This is a genomic window from Streptomyces sp. NPDC048523, from assembly GCF_043199815.1.
GTDB lineage: Bacteria > Actinomycetota > Actinomycetes > Streptomycetales > Streptomycetaceae > Streptomyces.
The window spans coordinates 1,325,047-1,340,404 of record NZ_JBICWQ010000002.1; the positions used below are offsets into that span (position 1 = coordinate 1,325,047).

Here is a 15,358-nt window from a genome sequence, read left to right on the forward strand (position 1 = left end):
TTCCCGGCGAGACGCGCGCCATATCCGGGAACGGAACGCAGGGTGCGAGAGTCTTCAACAGGGGACGCAGAAGGCGTACGAGGTCGTACGGGAACGTACGACGCGAAACAGGAGTCCGTGCACGAGATGAGCGACCAGCCGCAGCAGCCGACCAAGGGCTGGGCACCGAGCGAACCGCAGACGCAGACGCCCGAAGAGCCCGGCGACAAGAAGAAGGCCAAGCGGCCCAGGCGCACCGGCTGGCGACGGGTGATCCCGACCTGGCGCATGGTGCTGGGCACCTTCGTCCTCGGACTGATCCTCCTGGCCGGCCTGTTCTTCCTCGGCTACTCCATGGTCAACATCCCGCCGGCCAACGCGCTCGCCATGAAGCAGTCCAACGTCTACCTCTACGCCGACGGCAGCCAGCTCGCCCGCGACGGCGAGGTCAACCGCGAGAACGTCTCCCTCTCGCAGGTCTCCAAGGCCGCCCAGCACGCCGTCCTCGCCGCCGAGGACCGCGACTTCTACACCGAGTCCGCGATCGACCCCAAGGCCATGCTCCGCGCCGGCTGGAACACCGCCACCGGCAAGGGCAAGCAGTCCGGCTCCACGATCACCCAGCAGTACGTGAAGAACTACTACCTGGCCCAGGAACAGACCGTCACCCGCAAGGCCAAGGAGTTCTTCATCTCGATCAAGCTGGACCGCGAGAAGCCCAAGGACCAGATCCTCGAGGGCTACCTCAACACCAGCTACTTCGGCCGCAACGCCTACGGCATCCAGTCCGCCGCCCAGGCCTACTACGGCATGGACGCCGTCGAGCTCGACCCGGCCCACGCCGCCTACCTCGCCGCGCTGGTCAACGCGCCGAGCGAGTACGACGTCGTCGCGCACCCGGGGAACAAGGCGGCGGCCCAGGCCCGCTGGAACTACGTCCTGGACGGCATGGTCAAGAAGGGCTGGCTGGCCCAGTCCGAGCGCACCGGACTGAAGTTCCCCATGCCGAAGGAACAGACCGTCTCCACCGGCCTGTCCGGACAGCGCGGCTACATCAAGAACGCGGTCGAGGACTACATCCTCGACAACAAGATCCTCACCAAGGAACAGCTGGAAGCGGGCGGCTACCGCATCACCACCACCCTGGACAAGGGCAAGCAGAACGCCTTCGTGAAGGCCGTCAATGACCAGGTGATCAAGAAGCTCGACAAGAAGAACAACAAGGTCGACAACTACGTGCGCGCGGGCGGCGCCTCCGTCGACCCGAAGACCGGCAAGGTCGTCGCGATGTACGGCGGCATCGACTACGTCAAGCAGTACACGAACGGCGCGACCCGCGGCGACTTCCAGGTCGGCTCCATCTTCAAGCCCATCGTGTTCGCCTCGGCCGTCCAGAACCACTCCGAGACCCAGGACGGGCAGCTCATCACGCCCAACACCTACTACGACGGCACCAACAAGCGCCCCGTCGTCGGGTGGAACGGCGGCACCTACGCCCCCGAGAACGAGGACCAGGGCTCCTACGGCGAGATCACCGTCCGCGCGGCCACCGACAAGTCCGTCAACTCGGTGTACGCGCAGATGGCCGTCGACGTCGGCTCCGACAAGGTCAAGCAGACCGCGATCGACCTGGGCATCCCCTCCGACACCCCGGACCTGACGGCCTCCCCGTCCATCGCGCTCGGCGTGAACACCGCGAGCGTCCTCGACATGGCGGAGGCCTACGCCACCCTCGCCAACCACGGCCGGCACGGCACGTACACGATGATCGACAAGATCACCAAGGACGGTGAGCAGACCGTCGAGCTGCCCCGGAAGAAGACCGAGCAGGCCGTCAGCCGCGAGGCCGCCGACACCACCACCTCGATCCTGCAGAGCGTCGTCGAGAACGGCACCGCCACCGCCGCCCAGGGCGCGGGCCGCCCCGCCGCCGGCAAGACCGGCACCGCCGAGGAGGACACCGCGGCCTGGTTCGCCGGCTACACCCCCGAACTGGCCACGGTCGTCTCCGTCATGGGCCAGGACCCGGTGACCGCCGCGCACAAGTCGCTGTACGGCGCGATGGGCCTGCAGCGCGTCAACGGCGGCGGACCGCCCGCCGAGATCTGGGCGCAGTACACCAAGGCCGCCCTCAAGGGCACCTCGGACAGCGACTTCGACCTCGAGCTCCAGGCGGGCGCCGACGAGGTGGCCCCCAGCAGCCAGGCCCCCGTCGACCCGACCACGGGCGGCCAGGACGACGGCGGCACCACGGGCGACACCACCGGCGGCCAGGACACCCAGGGCCAGACCGAGGGGCAGACCCAGGGCCAGGACAACGGCGGTACGACCACGACCGGCGGCGACACCACGACGGGCGGCACCACCGGGGGCACGACAGACGGCGGCACCACGGACGGCGGCGGCACCACGACGGGCGGGACCACGGGCGGCCCGACGAACGGCGGCACCACCGGCGACGGCGGCACCACGGGTGACACGACCGGAGGCACCACCGGAGACAACCCGAGCGGCGGGGCGACGACGGAGGGCGCGGGCCTGGTGAGCCCGGCCAGACGGGACTGACCGTCCCACGACACGACGAGAGGGGCCGGTGACGATGGTCACCGGCCCCTCTCGGGTTTTTCCTTCTGTCTACAGGTACAGGCCTGTCGAGTCCTCGGAGCCCTCGAACCGGTCGGCCGCCACGGCGTGCAGGTCACGCTCACGCATGAGGACGTAACCGGTCCCGCGCACCTCGACCTCGGCCCGGTCCTCCGGGTCGTACAGCACCCGGTCCCCGGGCTCCACGGTCCGTACGTTCTGCCCCACGGCGACGACCTCGGCCCAGGCCAGCCGGCGCCCGACGGCCGCGGTGGCGGGAATCAGGATGCCGCCACCCGACCGCCGCTCGCCCTCACCGTTCTCCTGCCGCACGAGTACGCGGTCGTGCAGCATCCGGATGGGCAGCTTGTCGTGCGGGGTGTCGTTTCTCTTCGCGCTCACGCCACTGAACCTACCTGTCTTCGGCACCCGTGTACGCGGCCGGGTCAGCCCTTGCGGCGCCGGGTGCTCAGGGCGAGCAGCCCCACGAGTCCCACGGCGACGAGGGCGACCGGCACGACGCGCTCGAGCCGGGGCGCGCCCTCCTCGTCCACGAACTGGGCCTTCACATCCGTGACGGCCTTGTTGACGGAGACGTACGCCCGCCCGAGCGTGTGGTCGATGGTGGAGACGACTTTCGCCTTGGCGTCGCCGACGACCGTCTTGGGGTGCACCCGCACCCCGATCTCGTCGAGCGTGTCTGCCAGCACCTCGCGGCGGCGCTTGATGTCCGCCTCGATCTGCGCCGGGGTTCTGATGTCCGACGTGTCCGCCACGGTAGAGCCTCCGGTGTCGCTGCTACTTGTCCTGGACAGTGTGTCAGTTCCGCCCGCGACCGCACGGTCAGGACCCCCGGTTACGCTGACCCAATGAGCGAGCGACTCCAGCCGGGGGACGTGGCCCCCGCCTTCACCCTGCCCGACGCCGACGGCAACGACGTGTCCCTGTCCGACCACAAGGGCCGCAAGGTCATCGTCTACTTCTACCCGGCCGCCCTGACCCCCGGCTGCACGAAGCAGGCCTGCGACTTCACCGACAACCTGGAGGTCCTGGCCGGCGCGGGCTACGACGTCCTCGGCATCTCCCCCGACGCCCCGGAGAAGCTGGCGAAGTTCCGCGACAAGGAATCCCTGAAGGTCACGCTCCTGGCCGACCCGGAGAAGACCGTCACCGAGGCCTACGGCGCCTATGGCGAGAAGAAGAACTACGGCAAGACGTACATGGGCGTCATCCGCTCCACGATCGTCGTGGACGAGGAGGGCAAGGTCGAACGGGCCCTGTACAACGTCCGCGCGACGGGCCACGTGGCCAAACTACTGAAGGACCTGTCGGTCTGACCCTCACGTCAGGAGCTGGGCCAACCCGTACACTGAGTGCCGCCGGTCACGCGCGATGACCGTATGAGCGGCCGTGATGGAATTGGCAGTCATGCTGGGTTTAGGTCCCAGTGGGTTCACACCCGTGTGGGTTCGAGTCCCACCGGCCGCACACTGTCGAAGGGCCGCCCGACAAGGCGGCCCTTCCAACATTTTTCAGCCCAACAACTCCCGAACCACCGGCACCAGCGCCCGGAACGCCTGTCCCCGGTGGCTGATCGCGTTCTTCTCCTCCGGTGAGAGCTCCGCGCACGTTCGGGTCTCGCCCTCCGGCTGGAGGATCGGGTCGTAGCCGAAGCCGTTCGTGCCCACGGGGGTGTGGCGGAGGAGGCCCCGCAGTTGGCCCTCGACCACCCTCTCCGTGCCGTCCGGCAGCGCCAGGGCCGCCGCGCAGGCGAAGTGGGCGCCTCGGTGTTCGTCGGCGATGTCCGAGAGCTGGGCCAGCAGCAACTCCAGGCTCGCGCGGTCGTCGCCGTGGCTCCCCGACCAGCGGGCCGAGAAGATTCCCGGGGCGCCGTTCAGGACGTCCACGCACAGGCCCGAGTCGTCCGCGACCGCGGGGAGGCCCGTGGCCTGGGCCAGGGCGTGGGCCTTGAGGAGGGCGTTCTCGGCGAAGGTGACGCCGGTTTCCTTGACGTCGGGGATCTCGGGGTACGCGTCCGCGCCGACGAGGTCGAAGGGCAGACCTGCGTCGGCGAGGATCGCGTGGAGCTCGGTGATTTTGCCGGCGTTGCGGGTGGCGAGGATCAGGCGGGTCATGCCACCAGTATTACGGCGTGCAGACCTTGGTGAGTTCGCCGGCCGCGTCGGTGATCGGGCTCAGGTCCGGGGTCTCGTCGCCGTTCTTGACCGCCGTACGGACGTTGGACACGGCGGAGTTGAGGTGGTCGACCGCCTTGTTGACGTCGGCGTTGTCGGTCTTGTCGCCGATCTCGTCGAGGTTCTGGTCGATGGACGCGAGGGCCTCGTCGATCTGGGTGGGGTCGTTGGAGGCGTTCTCCACGGCCTGCTGGAGGTCGGTGACGCTGTCGGCGACGGCCTCGGCGGTCTGGACGCAGTCCAGTGCCTTGCTGACGGCGTCGCAGCCGGTGGTGAGGCCGACCGTGAGTCCCACGGCGGCCACCGCGGCGGCGATGGTGATACGGCGACTGCGGCGGCGTCGGCTCGCGGCCATGGATCTCGCGGCCATGGATCTGTTTCCTCCCTGTGGCAGGCCTCAGGGGCCCCCCGTTGACTGGCCGGGCGCCCGTTGTGCACAAGCGGGCGCCCGTACTCCCGAAGACGCCGGTACGGTCGGTCGGGTTGCGCGCGCCGGCCACCGTTTCTTGGCGGTCCCTTTACCTTTCGAGGACCGTGTCGAGCGCCTTGTTCTGCAGGACGGCGAGTTCCGAGCAGCCCAGGACCGCGAGGTCGAGGAGGGAGTTGAGCTCGTCGCGGGCGAAGGGCTCGGCCTCGGCGGTGCCCTGGACCTCGACGAAGCGGCCGTCGCCGGTGCAGACGACGTTCATGTCGGTGTCGGCCTTGACGTCCTCCTCGTAGCGGAGGTCGAGGAGGGGGACGCCTCCCACGATGCCGACGGAGACCGCGCTCACGGTTCCGGTCAGCGGTCGGCGGCCGGCCTTGATCAGTTTCTTGCCCTGGGCCCAGGCGACGGCGTCGGCGAGGGCGACGTAGGCGCCGGTGATCGCGGCGGTGCGGGTGCCGCCGTCGGCCTGGAGGACGTCGCAGTCGAGGACGATGGTGTTCTCGCCGAGCGCCTTGTAGTCGATGACCGCGCGCAGGGAGCGGCCGATGAGCCGGCTGATCTCGTGCGTACGGCCGCCGATCTTGCCGCGGACGGATTCGCGGTCGCCGCGGGTGTTGGTGGCGCGGGGCAGCATGGAGTACTCGGCGGTCACCCAGCCCTCGCCGCTGCCCTTGCGCCAGCGGGGGACGCCCTCGCTGAAGGAGGCGGTGCAGAAGACCTTGGTGTCGCCGAAGGAGACGAGGACGGAGCCCTCGGCGTGCTTGCTCCAGCCGCGTTCGATGGTGACCGGGCGGAGTTGTTCGGGGGTGCGGCCGTCGATTCGAGACATGACGTCGAGCCTATCGGCCTCCCGGGTGGGCGCTCAGCTCACATCATGTCCTCGATCTCCGCGGCGATCGGGTCGGCGTCGGTGCCGATGACGACCTGGATGGCGGTGCCCATCTTGACGACGCCGTGGGCGCCGGCGGCCTTGAGGGCGGCGTCGTCGACCTTGCCCGCGTCGACGACCTCGGTGCGCAGGCGGGTGATGCAGCCCTCGACCTCTTCGATGTTCTCGATGCCGCCGAGTCCGGCGACGATCTTCTCTGCCTTGGTGGCCATGTCGGTCTCCTCATGCACAGTTGGCCCAACTTCGGGAGCGATTGCGCCGTGTGTACCGAAAGATGACGTCACAGCTGCTCAATCGTCCGTGACTGGTCTACACCACCCGACAGGCGGTCGCCAACTGATGAGTTCGGAGACGGAGATCTCACCCGCGCGACGGCGTTGGCAGTCCGCGTTCCAGGGGCTGCAGAAGATGGGCCGCAGTCTGCAGCTGCCCATCGCCGTGCTGCCGGTCGCGGGCATCCTCAACCGACTCGGCCAGCCGGACGTGTTCGGGGACGACGGGCTGGGCTGGACGAACGTCTCGAAGGTGATGGCGGGTGCGGGCGGGGCGCTGCTCGACGGTCAGCTGGGACTGCCGCTGCTGTTCTGCGTGGGTGTGGCGATCGGGATGGCGAAGAAGTCGGACGGGTCGACGGCGCTGGCCGCGGTGGCCGGATTCCTCGTCTACTTCTCGGTGTTGAGGCAGTTCCCGGAGGCCTGTCCGAGCGGGGCGAAGGCTGTGCAGGGCATCGGGTGCCAGGCGACGGTGGACCAGACGGTGGTGGCGTTCACGTACCAGAATCCGGGGGTGTTCGGCGGCATCGTGATGGGGCTGCTGACGGCGTTCTTCTGGCAGCGGTACCACCGCACGAAGCTGGTGGACTGGCTCGGCTTCTTCAACGGGCGGCGGCTGGTGCCGATCATCATGGCGTTCGTGGCGATCGTGTTCGCCGCGCTGTGTCTGTGGGTGTGGCCGCCGATCGGTGACGGGCTGGAGAACTTCAGTGACTGGCTGAAGGACGCGGGGGCGTGGGGTGCGGGGCTGTTCGGTGTCGCGAACCGGGCGTTGCTGGTGATCGGGTTGCACCAGTTCCTGAACGTGCCCATCTGGTTCCAGTTCGGGACGTACACCAAGCCGGACGGCACCGAGGTGCACGGTGACATCAACATGTTCCTGGCGGGGGATCCGAACGCGGGGCAGTTCACCTCGGGGTTCTTCCCGATCATGATGTTCGCGCTGCCGGCGGCGGCGCTGGCGATCACGCACTGTGCGAGGCCGGGGCGGCGCAAGGAGATCGGCGGTCTGATGCTCTCCGTGGCCCTGACGTCCTTCGTGACGGGGATCACCGAGCCGATCGAGTACTCGTTCCTGTTCATCGCGCCGCTGCTGTACGTGGTGCACGCGGTGCTGACGGGGGTGTCGATGGCGGTGACGTGGGGGCTGGGGGTGCATGACGGTTTCAGCTTCTCGGCCGGTCTCATCGACTACGTCATCAACTGGAACCTCGCGACGAGACCGTGGGCGATCGTGCCGATCGGCCTGTGTTTCGCGGTCCTCTATTACGTGATCTTCCGGTTCGCGATCACGAAGTTCGACCTCAAGACGCCGGGCCGGGAGCCGGAGGAGGAGGTCGAGGACGTCACCAAGGTGTAGTCCTCCGGTTGCGGAACTGACGGGTTCCTTATAACGCCCCCATCGTGTACAACAGGTCTACACCACTGAGTGGTGTAGACCACCACCCGATGGAGGAAGCGTTATGAGCACCGCCACTGCGCCCTCGGCGGCGCCCCCGAAGAAGCGGGGATCAGGCCTTTTTCAGGGCCTCCAAAAGGTAGGCCGCAGCCTGCAGCTCCCGATCGCCGTGCTGCCGGCGGCGGGTTTGCTGCTCCGGTTCGGCCAGCAGGACGTCCACGACAAGTTGCACCTGCCCGACAAGGTCACGGCGGTCTTCGCCACGGCGGGCGGCGCCATCTTCGACAACCTGCCGATGCTGTTCTGCATCGGTGTGGCGATCGGCTTCGCCAAGAAGTCGGACGGCTCGACCGCGCTGGCCGCCCTGGTCGGGTTCCTGGTCTACAGCAACGTCCTGAAGGCGTTCCCGGTCACCGAGGCCAAGGTCCAGGCGGGTGCGGACATAGCCGCGACCTACAACAACCCCGGTGTCCTCGGCGGCATCATCATGGGTCTGCTGTCCGCGGTGCTGTGGCAGCGCTTCCACCGGACCAAGCTGGTGGACTGGCTCGGCTTCTTCAACGGCCGCCGTCTGGTGCCGATCATCATGGCCTTCGTCGGCACGCTCCTGGGCGTCTTCTTCGGCCTGGTCTGGGAGCCGATCGGTGAGGGCATCTCGAACTTCGGCGAGTGGATCACCGGTCTCGGTGCCTTCGGTGCCGGTCTGTTCGGTCTGATCAACCGTGCGCTGATCCCGGTCGGCATGCACCAGTTCGTGAACTCCGTCGCCTGGTTCCAGATCGGCGACTTCAAGAACGCCTCGGGCACCGTCGTCCACGGCGACCTGACCCGCTTCTTCGCCGGTGACCCGACCGCCGGCCAGTTCATGTCGGGCTTCTTCCCGATCATGATGTTCGGTCTCCCGGCCGCCGCGATCGCGATCGCCCACTCCGCCCGTCCCGAACGCCGCAAGGCCGTGATGGGCATGATGATTTCGCTCGCGCTGACCTCCTTCTGGACCGGTGTGACCGAGCCGATCGAGTTCTCGTTCATGTTCGTCGCACCGATTCTGTACGCGATCCACGCGGTGCTGACCGCTGTCTCCATGGCGGTCACCTGGGCGCTCGGCGTCCACGCGGGCTTCACCTTCTCTGCGGGCGCCATCGACTACGGGCTGAACTGGAACCTGGCCACGAAGCCCTGGCTGATCATCCCGATAGGCCTGGTCTTCGGCGCGATCTACTACGCCGTCTTCCGCTTCGCCATCGTCAAGTGGAACCTCCCCACCCCCGGCCGCGAGCCCGAGGAGGAGGTCGAGGACCTCACGAAGGCCTGATGCCCGGCTGACGTACGACGAAGGCCCCCGGAGTCCTGAACCTCTCCGGGGGCCTTCGTCGTGCCGTGGGCGATGCCGTGGTGCTAGATCTCGTACGACTGCCTCGGCGTCGCCAGGGACACCGTGCCGTCGAAAACCGCGCGCGCGTCGGCGAGGTTGACCTGGGGGTCGGTCCACGGGGGGATGTGGGTGAGGACCAGGCGGCGGGCGCCTGCCCGGGTCGCCGTCTCACCCGCCTCGCGGCCGTTGAGGTGCAGGTCGGGGATGTCTTCCTTGCCGTGCGTGAAGGCGGCCTCGCACAGGAACAGGTCGGTGTCGCGGGCGAGTTCGGTCAGGGCGGGGCTCAGACCGGTGTCGCCGGAGTAGGTCAGGGACTTGCCGCCGTGCTCGACGCGGATGCCGTACGCCTCCACCGGGTGCGCCACTCGCTCGGTGTGGACCGTGAACGGGCCGATGTCGAAGGTGGACGGCTTGACCGTGTGGAAGTCGAAGACCTCGCTCATGGAGGAGGCGGTGGGGGTGTCGGCGTAGGCCGTGGTGAGGCGGTGCTCGGTGCCCTCGGGGCCGTAGACCGGGAGGGGGTCGCAGCGGCCGCCGTCGTGGCGGTAGTAGCGCGCGACGAAGTACGCGCACATGTCGATGCAGTGGTCGGCGTGCAGATGGCTGAGGAAGATCGCGTCGAGGTCGTAGAGACCGCAGTGGCGCTGCAGCTCGCCAAGGGCACCGTTGCCCATGTCGAGAAGCAGCCGGTAGCCGTCGGCCTCGACGAGGTAGCTCGAGCAGGCCGATTCCGCGGACGGGAACGACCCCGAGCAGCCGACGACGGTGAGCTTCATAAAACAGAAACCTCCGCTGGCGGGAACTTTTCTGGGATGGAGAACGGGGGTCGTGCGGTCCGTCGAGCGTAAGGCGCAAAACCCCCGGTCGCTCCTCCGCCAAGGGCTGTTGTGGGCGAACTCACCTGTGCTGTCACCGGTTCGGCTGGACCAGCGGCGCGTAGGGAGTGAGAGAGGGATCACGGGTTACGCAGAGGGCGCGCGGGGCAGTTCGCGCGCCGGTACGGTCGTCCTCATGGACACGTCCTGGTGGCTCGCGCTCGTGGCGGTGGTGCTGCTCGCGCTGGTCGCCACCCTGGTGGACGGCTGGGGGCGGGGGCATCGGCCTCGCGGGCGCGCGGACCGGACGACTCGGCCGTCCGGGCGTACGACGGGGGTGCGGCCGCGGCCCGCCGAGATCTGGTGGGCGCAGGTGCCGTACGAGGACGGTCCGGGGGGCAAGGACCGGCCGTGTCTCGTGCTGGCGGTGCGCGGCGGGCGGGTCACCGTCGCGAAGATCACCAGCAAGTACCACCACGAGCGGGGCGGGGTCATCCCGTTGCCGCCGGGCTCGGTGGGCGATGCGCAGGGGCGCGCGAGCTTCCTGGAGACGGACGAGCTGCGGCAGGTGCCGGTGGGGGACTTCCGGCGGAGGGCGGGGGTGGTGGACCCGGTCCTGTGGGATCAGGTCCGTCACCTGGCGACGTAGATCGTCACCCTCGGAGCGCGACGTGGAACGTCACGCCCAGAGCTGGCCCTGGAGCGTCTCGATCGCTTCCTCCGTCGTCGCCGCCGTGTAGACGCCCGTCGAGAGGTACTTCCAGCCGCCGTCGGCCACGACGAACACGATGTCGGCGGACTCCCCCGCCTTCAGCGCCTTGGTGCCGACGCCGATCGCCGCGTGCAGGGCGGCGCCGGTGGAGACGCCCGCGAAGATGCCCTCCTGCTGGAGGAGCTCGCGGGTGCGGGTGACCGCGTCGGCGGAGCCCACCGAGAAGCGGGTGGTCAGCACCGACGCGTCGTACAGCTCCGGTACGAAGCCCTCGTCGAGGTTCCTGAGCCCGTAGACCAGGTCGTCGTAGCGCGGCTCGGCGGCGACGATCTTCACGTCCGGCTTGTGCTCACGCAGGTAGCGGCCGACGCCCATCAGGGTGCCGGTGGTGCCGAGGCCCGCGACGAAGTGGGTGACCGAGGGGAGGTCGGCCAGGATCTCCGGGCCGGTGGTCGCGTAGTGGGCGCCCGCGTTGTCGGGGTTGCCGTACTGGTAGAGCATCACCCAGTCGGGGTGCTCGGCGGACAGCTCCTTGGCGACCCGTACGGCGGTGTTGGAGCCGCCCGCGGCCGGGGACGGGATGATCTCGGCGCCCCACATGGCGAGCAGTTCGCGGCGTTCCTGCGAGGTGTTCTCGGGCATCACGCACACCATGCGGTAGCCCTTGAGCTTGGCGGCCATCGCGAGGGAGATGCCGGTGTTGCCGGAGGTGGGCTCCAGGATGGTGCAGCCGGGCGTGAGGCGGCCGTCCTTCTCCGCCTGCTCGATCATGTGCAGCGCCGGGCGGTCCTTGACCGAGCCGGTCGGGTTGCGGTCCTCGAGCTTCGCCCAGATACGGACGTCGGCGGACGGCGAGAGCCGCGGCAGGCGCACCAGGGGGGTGTTGCCCACCGCGGCCAGCGGGGAGTCGTAACGCATCGACGATCAGGCCATGCCGCCGGCCACGGCCGGCAGGATCGTGACGTTGTCACCGTCGGTGAGCTTGGTGTTGATGCCGTCGAGGAAGCGGACGTCCTCGTCGTTGAGGTAGACGTTGACGAAGCGGCGCAGCTCGCCGCCGTCCACGATGCGCGCCTGGACGCCCGTGTGCCGGGTCTCCAGGTCGGCGAAGAGCTCGGCGAGGGTGTTCCCGTTGCCCTCCACCGCCTTCTGGCCGTCGGTGTAGGTGCGGAGGATGGTCGGGATGCGGACCTCGATGGCCATGGTGGCGGGCTCCTGTCGGAAAGTGGTCTGGTCGGTGGGCGCACGGCGAACGCGCGCCGCGGCTCACGGCCGTACGGCGGCAGGGAAGGTCAACAGATGGCGCTGTTCAGCCTGCACAGGTCGACGTGCAGCCGCGCCACGAGCAGGATGCCCGGCGTCTTCTCGCTCACGTCGTTCAGAACCATGGGCTCATCGTATCGATTCCCGGTCCGGATCCCGGAGTGTGATCTCGCATACTGGATGGTTCCCGACCGGATCGCGAGATCAGTAGGCCTCGACGACCGTGACCTCCTCCTCGGTGACCTCGCCGTCGAGGATCCGGTAGGAGCGGAACTGGAAGTCGCCGAGGCCGTCGGTGTCGGCGGTGGAGACGAGGACGTAGTGGGCGCCGGGCTCGTTGGCGTAGGAGATGTCGGTGCGGGAGGGGTAGGCCTCGGTCGCGGTGTGGGAGTGGTAGATGACCACCGGCTCCTCGTCGCGGTCGTCCATCTCGCGGTACAGCTTGAGCAGGTCGCCGGAGTCGAACTCGTAGAAGGTGGGCGACATCGCGGCGTTGAGCATGGGGATGAAGCGCTCGGGGCGGTCCGACCCGGCCGGTCCCGCGACGACTCCGCACGCCTCGTCGGGGTGGTCCTTGCGCGCGTGCGCGACGATCTGGTCGACGAGGGCCTGGGTGATGGTCAGCATGGTGGTCAGGATAAGCAGAAGGGCTGCCCGGTACCGAGGAGTGGTACGGGGCAGCCCAGATGCCGGACGTTCTATCCGGAGACCTTGTCGAACTCCGGCTCCCGCCGGTCCGCGATCTGCGGGTGACGGGACTTCAGCACGAGCCAGCCCACGCCCAGCGCCGCGGCCCAGCCCGCCATCACGTACAGGCACACCCGCGAGTCCGCGTCGTACGCGATCAGGCAGGTCACGAAGAGCAGGAACACGATGGCGATCCAGCTGCCGACGGAGCCGCCCGGTGCCGGGAAGGAGGAGGAGGGCAGACGCCCTGCCACGACCTCTCGGCGGTAGCGCACATGGCTGATCAGGATCATCAGCCAGGTCCAGATGCCCGCGGCGGTCGCGACCGAGACGACGTATCCGAAGGCCTTCTCCGGCACGACGTAGTTCAGCACCACGCCGATGCCCATGAAGAGGACGGAGACCGTGATGGCCAGCGCCGGGGTGCGGGTGACGGAGAGCTTGTTGAAGGCCTGCGGTGCCTCTCCGCTGTCGGCGAGGGTGCGCAGCATGCGGCCCGTGGAGTACATGCCGGAGTTGCAGGAGGACAGGGCCGCGGTGAGGACGACGAAGTTCACGATGCCGGCGCCCGCGGGGATGCCGATCACGGCGAAGGCCTTCACGAAGGGGCTGACGCCGGCCGCGAACTCGGTCCACTTGACCACGCACAGGATGACGGTGAGGGCACCGACGTAGAAGAGGCCGATGCGCCAGGGCAGGGTGTTGATCGCCTTGGGGAGGGTCTTCTCGGGGTTCTCGGACTCACCGGCGGTCACGCCGACCAGTTCGACGGCGAGGTAGGCGAACATCACGCCCTGCAGGGTCATCAGCGAGGAGCCGACGCCCTTGGGGAAGAAGCCGTCGAAGGCCCAGAGGTTGGAGACCGCGGCGGTGTCGCCGGCCGCGCTGAAGCCGAAGGTCAGCACGCCGAGGCCGATCACGATCATGCCGATGAGGGCGGTGACCTTGATCATCGAGAACCAGAACTCGATCTCGCCGAACAGCTTCACCGAGATCAGGTTCGCCACGAACAGGACGACCAGGAAGACCAGGGCCGTCGTCCACTGCGGGACGGCGGGGAACCAGTAGTTGACGTAGATCGCGGCGGCGGTGAGTTCCGCCATGCCGGTGACGACCCACAGCAGCCAGTAGGTCCAGCCGGTGAAGTAGCCGAAGAACGGGCCGAGGAACTCGCGGGAGTACTCCGCGAACGAGCCGGAGACCGGGCGGTAGAGCAGCAGCTCGCCCAGTGCCCGCATGATGAAGAAGATGATCACGCCGGCGACGGCGTACATCAGGATGAGGCTCGGACCGGCCTTGGCGATGTTCGCCCCGGCGTTGAGGAAGAGGCCGACGCCGATGGCGCCGCCGATCGCGATCATCTGGACCTGGCGGCTGCCGAGTCCGCGCTCGTAACCCTCTTCGGAGGCGTTCGGGGCCTTCTCCGGTCCTGAGCCCTTGTCTTCGACCTGAGCGGAGGTCATGTGGTGGTGCGCCTTTCTCCATACCGGACCGGGCCTCTCGTCGGCCTCGGACCGGTTCTCGATCCCCCCGGATTGATGGAGTCGTGCCTGGCCGGCGGTTACCGGCTCGGTGGCGCACCCGGCCGAACATACGGGTGGTGTTCGCCGGGCGGTCGTGAAGATTTATCACGGCCGCCGCATTGATCACCCGGGCGCTGTGTGGCACAGAGCACAGGGAGAAGCGGACAAAGGACATGCGGGTGAACGAAAGCCGTCAGTGCGGTGACGTGATCGTTATCCGGATTTGAGCGTCCTCTGAGCGAACACAGAACCGTCACATCTCAGGGCATAAGGGTGGTCACGAGGGTCTCCTGGAGGCCGCCCAGCCACAGGTACGCCATCACCATCGGCTTACGGGGGTCCTCGTCCGGGAGCCGGTAGAGCAGGTCGGTGTCCTCCTCGTCGGCGATGTCGAGGCGGGAGCCGATCGCGAGGCGCAGGTCGTTGAGGGTGCCGAGCCACTGCTGGGACTCACCGGCCGACAGCTTGAGGACCGCCCCGCCGTCGCCCGCGGAGCGCAGCGCGTCCAGGGAGCGGACCACGGCGAGGGCGTTGTCGCGCTTGCCGACCCGCAGGTCGTTCTCGGTGTAGCGGCGGAACTCCGAGGAGTACTCCCGCTGTTCCTCGGCCTTCTCGGCCCGGGGAGCGCCCTCCGGATCGCTGTAGGCGTCCGGGAAGAGCCGCTTGAGCACCGGGTCGGAGGGCGGCTCGCTCGGGCCCTCCGCGAAGAGTTCCGCGAGCGGGTCGCCGGAGGCGTCCTCGGCGGGTCCGGGGCCGATGAGTTCCAGGAGCTGGACGGCCAGCGACCGGATGATGGAGATCTCGACGTCGTCGAGGGCGACGGCCGCGCCGCCGCCGGGGAGCGGTTCGAAGGTTCCGGGCATCAGGGTCTGTCGCTACTTCCGGTCCTGCTGGAGGGTGGCCCACAGACCGTAGCCGTGCATGGCCTGCACGTCGCGTTCCATCTCCTCGCGGGTTCCGCTGGAGACGACCGCCCGGCCCTTGTGGTGGACGTCGAGCATCAGTTTGGTGGCCTTGTCCTTCGAGTAGCCGAAGTAGGTCTGGAAGACGTAGGTCACGTAGCTCATGAGGTTGACCGGGTCGTTGTGGACGATGGTGACCCAGGGGACGTCCGGCTCGGGGACGGCGAAGACCTCTTCCGCCGACTCGGTGCGTTCGATCTCTACGGGAGCGGGTGACGTCACACGGCCCATGCTGCCACGCACCCCACAAATCGTCACACTGACGCGAAGTGGGGTA

Annotated in this window: 19 protein-coding genes and 1 tRNA gene; 6 read left to right on the forward strand and 14 right to left on the reverse strand. The window is 68.4% G+C overall.

Features of this window, described 5'->3' with window-relative positions; genetic code table 11:
• Positions 1–126: 126 nt before the first annotated feature.
• A complete protein-coding gene (locus ACGFWE_RS15090) occupies positions 127–2,544 on the forward strand; it encodes a transglycosylase domain-containing protein (protein ID WP_352391188.1) in 2,418 nt (805 codons plus the stop codon).
• Between the two features lie 69 nt (positions 2,545–2,613).
• Here the strand turns inward: ACGFWE_RS15090 and ACGFWE_RS15095 are convergent, their stop codons facing one another.
• The gene (locus ACGFWE_RS15095; RefSeq protein WP_123761009.1) at positions 2,614–2,964 is read right to left on the reverse strand and encodes a co-chaperone GroES; all 351 of its coding nucleotides are present in this window, start codon (positions 2,962–2,964) and stop codon (positions 2,614–2,616) included.
• A 44-nt stretch (positions 2,965–3,008) separates the two neighbouring features.
• Entirely contained in the window at positions 3,009–3,338 is a 330-nt protein-coding gene (locus tag ACGFWE_RS15100; RefSeq protein WP_352391187.1) for a DUF3618 domain-containing protein, read from the reverse strand.
• 93 nt (positions 3,339–3,431) lie between these two features.
• Between ACGFWE_RS15100 and bcp the strand changes: the two genes are divergently transcribed.
• Positions 3,432–3,899, forward strand: a complete 468-nt coding sequence (gene bcp / locus ACGFWE_RS15105) for a thioredoxin-dependent thiol peroxidase (RefSeq protein ID WP_352391186.1) — start codon at positions 3,432–3,434, stop codon at positions 3,897–3,899.
• Positions 3,900–3,966: 67 nt separating this feature from the next.
• Positions 3,967–4,050, forward strand: a tRNA-Leu gene (locus ACGFWE_RS15110).
• Between the two features lie 44 nt (positions 4,051–4,094).
• Here ACGFWE_RS15110 and rdgB read toward each other — a convergent pair.
• The 4 genes from rdgB to ACGFWE_RS15130 all read right to left on the reverse strand — a co-directional run bounded on the left by rdgB (position 4,095) and on the right by ACGFWE_RS15130 (position 6,285).
• Positions 4,095–4,697: an RdgB/HAM1 family non-canonical purine NTP pyrophosphatase gene (rdgB, locus tag ACGFWE_RS15115; RefSeq protein WP_393600132.1), complete on the reverse strand. Its 603-nt coding sequence runs from the start codon at positions 4,695–4,697 to the stop codon at positions 4,095–4,097.
• Between the two features lie 10 nt (positions 4,698–4,707).
• On the reverse strand, positions 4,708–5,112 hold the full coding sequence (locus ACGFWE_RS15120; protein WP_352391205.1) for a hypothetical protein: 405 nt from the start codon (positions 5,110–5,112) through the stop codon (positions 4,708–4,710).
• 163 nt (positions 5,113–5,275) lie between these two features.
• Positions 5,276–6,013 carry a ribonuclease PH gene (rph, locus tag ACGFWE_RS15125; protein ID WP_352391184.1) on the reverse strand — a complete coding sequence of 246 codons (738 nt, stop codon included), beginning with the start codon at positions 6,011–6,013 and terminating at the stop codon, positions 5,276–5,278.
• A 38-nt stretch (positions 6,014–6,051) separates the two neighbouring features.
• On the reverse strand, positions 6,052–6,285 hold the full coding sequence (locus tag ACGFWE_RS15130; RefSeq protein WP_311717686.1) for a PTS glucose/sucrose transporter subunit IIB: 234 nt from the start codon (positions 6,283–6,285) through the stop codon (positions 6,052–6,054).
• A 127-nt stretch (positions 6,286–6,412) separates the two neighbouring features.
• Here ACGFWE_RS15130 and ACGFWE_RS15135 point away from each other — a divergent pair, with 127 nt between their 5' ends.
• Positions 6,413–7,705, forward strand: coding sequence for a PTS transporter subunit EIIC (locus ACGFWE_RS15135; protein WP_393600133.1), 1,293 nt, complete (start codon positions 6,413–6,415; stop codon positions 7,703–7,705).
• A gap of 103 nt (positions 7,706–7,808) precedes the next feature.
• Entirely contained in the window at positions 7,809–9,059 is a 1,251-nt protein-coding gene (locus ACGFWE_RS15140) for a PTS transporter subunit EIIC (RefSeq protein WP_352391182.1), read from the forward strand.
• Between the two features lie 83 nt (positions 9,060–9,142).
• Here the strand turns inward: ACGFWE_RS15140 and ACGFWE_RS15145 are convergent, their stop codons facing one another.
• The gene (locus ACGFWE_RS15145; RefSeq protein ID WP_352391181.1) at positions 9,143–9,895 is read right to left on the reverse strand and encodes an MBL fold metallo-hydrolase; all 753 of its coding nucleotides are present in this window, start codon (positions 9,893–9,895) and stop codon (positions 9,143–9,145) included.
• A 235-nt stretch (positions 9,896–10,130) separates the two neighbouring features.
• On the opposite strand from ACGFWE_RS15145, the gene ACGFWE_RS15150 reads away from it, so the two are divergent.
• Positions 10,131–10,583, forward strand: coding sequence for a type II toxin-antitoxin system PemK/MazF family toxin (locus ACGFWE_RS15150; RefSeq protein ID WP_352391180.1), 453 nt, complete (start codon positions 10,131–10,133; stop codon positions 10,581–10,583).
• 30 nt (positions 10,584–10,613) lie between these two features.
• Here the strand turns inward: ACGFWE_RS15150 and ACGFWE_RS15155 are convergent, their stop codons facing one another.
• From ACGFWE_RS15155 to clpS, 7 genes are all read right to left on the reverse strand, one after another.
• A complete protein-coding gene (locus ACGFWE_RS15155) occupies positions 10,614–11,564 on the reverse strand; it encodes a cysteine synthase (protein WP_352391179.1) in 951 nt (316 codons plus the stop codon).
• Between the two features lie 6 nt (positions 11,565–11,570).
• Positions 11,571–11,849, reverse strand: coding sequence for a MoaD/ThiS family protein (locus tag ACGFWE_RS15160; RefSeq protein ID WP_352391178.1), 279 nt, complete (start codon positions 11,847–11,849; stop codon positions 11,571–11,573).
• Between the two features lie 89 nt (positions 11,850–11,938).
• A complete protein-coding gene (locus ACGFWE_RS15165) occupies positions 11,939–12,034 on the reverse strand; it encodes a putative leader peptide (RefSeq protein WP_020940333.1) in 96 nt (31 codons plus the stop codon).
• 79 nt (positions 12,035–12,113) lie between these two features.
• Entirely contained in the window at positions 12,114–12,536 is a 423-nt protein-coding gene (locus tag ACGFWE_RS15170) for a Mov34/MPN/PAD-1 family protein (RefSeq protein ID WP_393600134.1), read from the reverse strand.
• Positions 12,537–12,607: 71 nt separating this feature from the next.
• Positions 12,608–14,059: an amino acid permease gene (locus tag ACGFWE_RS15175; protein ID WP_393600135.1), complete on the reverse strand. Its 1,452-nt coding sequence runs from the start codon at positions 14,057–14,059 to the stop codon at positions 12,608–12,610.
• Positions 14,060–14,379: 320 nt separating this feature from the next.
• A complete protein-coding gene (locus tag ACGFWE_RS15180; protein WP_393600136.1) occupies positions 14,380–14,982 on the reverse strand; it encodes a DUF2017 domain-containing protein in 603 nt (200 codons plus the stop codon).
• Positions 14,983–14,994: 12 nt separating this feature from the next.
• A complete protein-coding gene (clpS, locus tag ACGFWE_RS15185; RefSeq protein ID WP_053848598.1) occupies positions 14,995–15,312 on the reverse strand; it encodes an ATP-dependent Clp protease adapter ClpS in 318 nt (105 codons plus the stop codon).
• Positions 15,313–15,358 lie beyond the last annotated feature (46 nt).

Excerpts from the sequence above, each read along its gene's own strand:
- ACGFWE_RS15090 (WP_352391188.1), top strand. The coding sequence starts at position 127 with ATGAGCGACCAGCCGCAGCAGCCGACCAAGGGCTGGGCACCGAGCGAA.
- bcp (WP_352391186.1), top strand. The coding sequence starts at position 3,432 with ATGAGCGAGCGACTCCAGCCGGGGGACGTGGCCCCCGCCTTCACCCTG.
- rdgB (WP_393600132.1), bottom strand. The coding sequence starts at position 4,697 with ATGACCCGCCTGATCCTCGCCACCCGCAACGCCGGCAAAATCACCGAG.
- ACGFWE_RS15120 (WP_352391205.1), bottom strand. The coding sequence starts at position 5,112 with ATGGCCGCGAGCCGACGCCGCCGCAGTCGCCGTATCACCATCGCCGCC.
- rph (WP_352391184.1), bottom strand. The coding sequence starts at position 6,013 with ATGTCTCGAATCGACGGCCGCACCCCCGAACAACTCCGCCCGGTCACC.
- ACGFWE_RS15130 (WP_311717686.1), bottom strand. The coding sequence starts at position 6,285 with ATGGCCACCAAGGCAGAGAAGATCGTCGCCGGACTCGGCGGCATCGAG.
- ACGFWE_RS15135 (WP_393600133.1), top strand. The coding sequence starts at position 6,413 with ATGAGTTCGGAGACGGAGATCTCACCCGCGCGACGGCGTTGGCAGTCC.
- ACGFWE_RS15140 (WP_352391182.1), top strand. The coding sequence starts at position 7,809 with ATGAGCACCGCCACTGCGCCCTCGGCGGCGCCCCCGAAGAAGCGGGGA.
- ACGFWE_RS15145 (WP_352391181.1), bottom strand. The coding sequence starts at position 9,895 with ATGAAGCTCACCGTCGTCGGCTGCTCGGGGTCGTTCCCGTCCGCGGAA.
- ACGFWE_RS15150 (WP_352391180.1), top strand. The coding sequence starts at position 10,131 with ATGGACACGTCCTGGTGGCTCGCGCTCGTGGCGGTGGTGCTGCTCGCG.
- ACGFWE_RS15155 (WP_352391179.1), bottom strand. The coding sequence starts at position 11,564 with ATGCGTTACGACTCCCCGCTGGCCGCGGTGGGCAACACCCCCCTGGTG.
- ACGFWE_RS15160 (WP_352391178.1), bottom strand. The coding sequence starts at position 11,849 with ATGGCCATCGAGGTCCGCATCCCGACCATCCTCCGCACCTACACCGAC.
- ACGFWE_RS15165 (WP_020940333.1), bottom strand. The coding sequence starts at position 12,034 with ATGGTTCTGAACGACGTGAGCGAGAAGACGCCGGGCATCCTGCTCGTG.
- ACGFWE_RS15170 (WP_393600134.1), bottom strand. The coding sequence starts at position 12,536 with ATGCTGACCATCACCCAGGCCCTCGTCGACCAGATCGTCGCGCACGCG.
- ACGFWE_RS15175 (WP_393600135.1), bottom strand. The coding sequence starts at position 14,059 with ATGACCTCCGCTCAGGTCGAAGACAAGGGCTCAGGACCGGAGAAGGCC.
- ACGFWE_RS15180 (WP_393600136.1), bottom strand. The coding sequence starts at position 14,982 with ATGCCCGGAACCTTCGAACCGCTCCCCGGCGGCGGCGCGGCCGTCGCC.
- clpS (WP_053848598.1), bottom strand. The coding sequence starts at position 15,312 with ATGGGCCGTGTGACGTCACCCGCTCCCGTAGAGATCGAACGCACCGAG.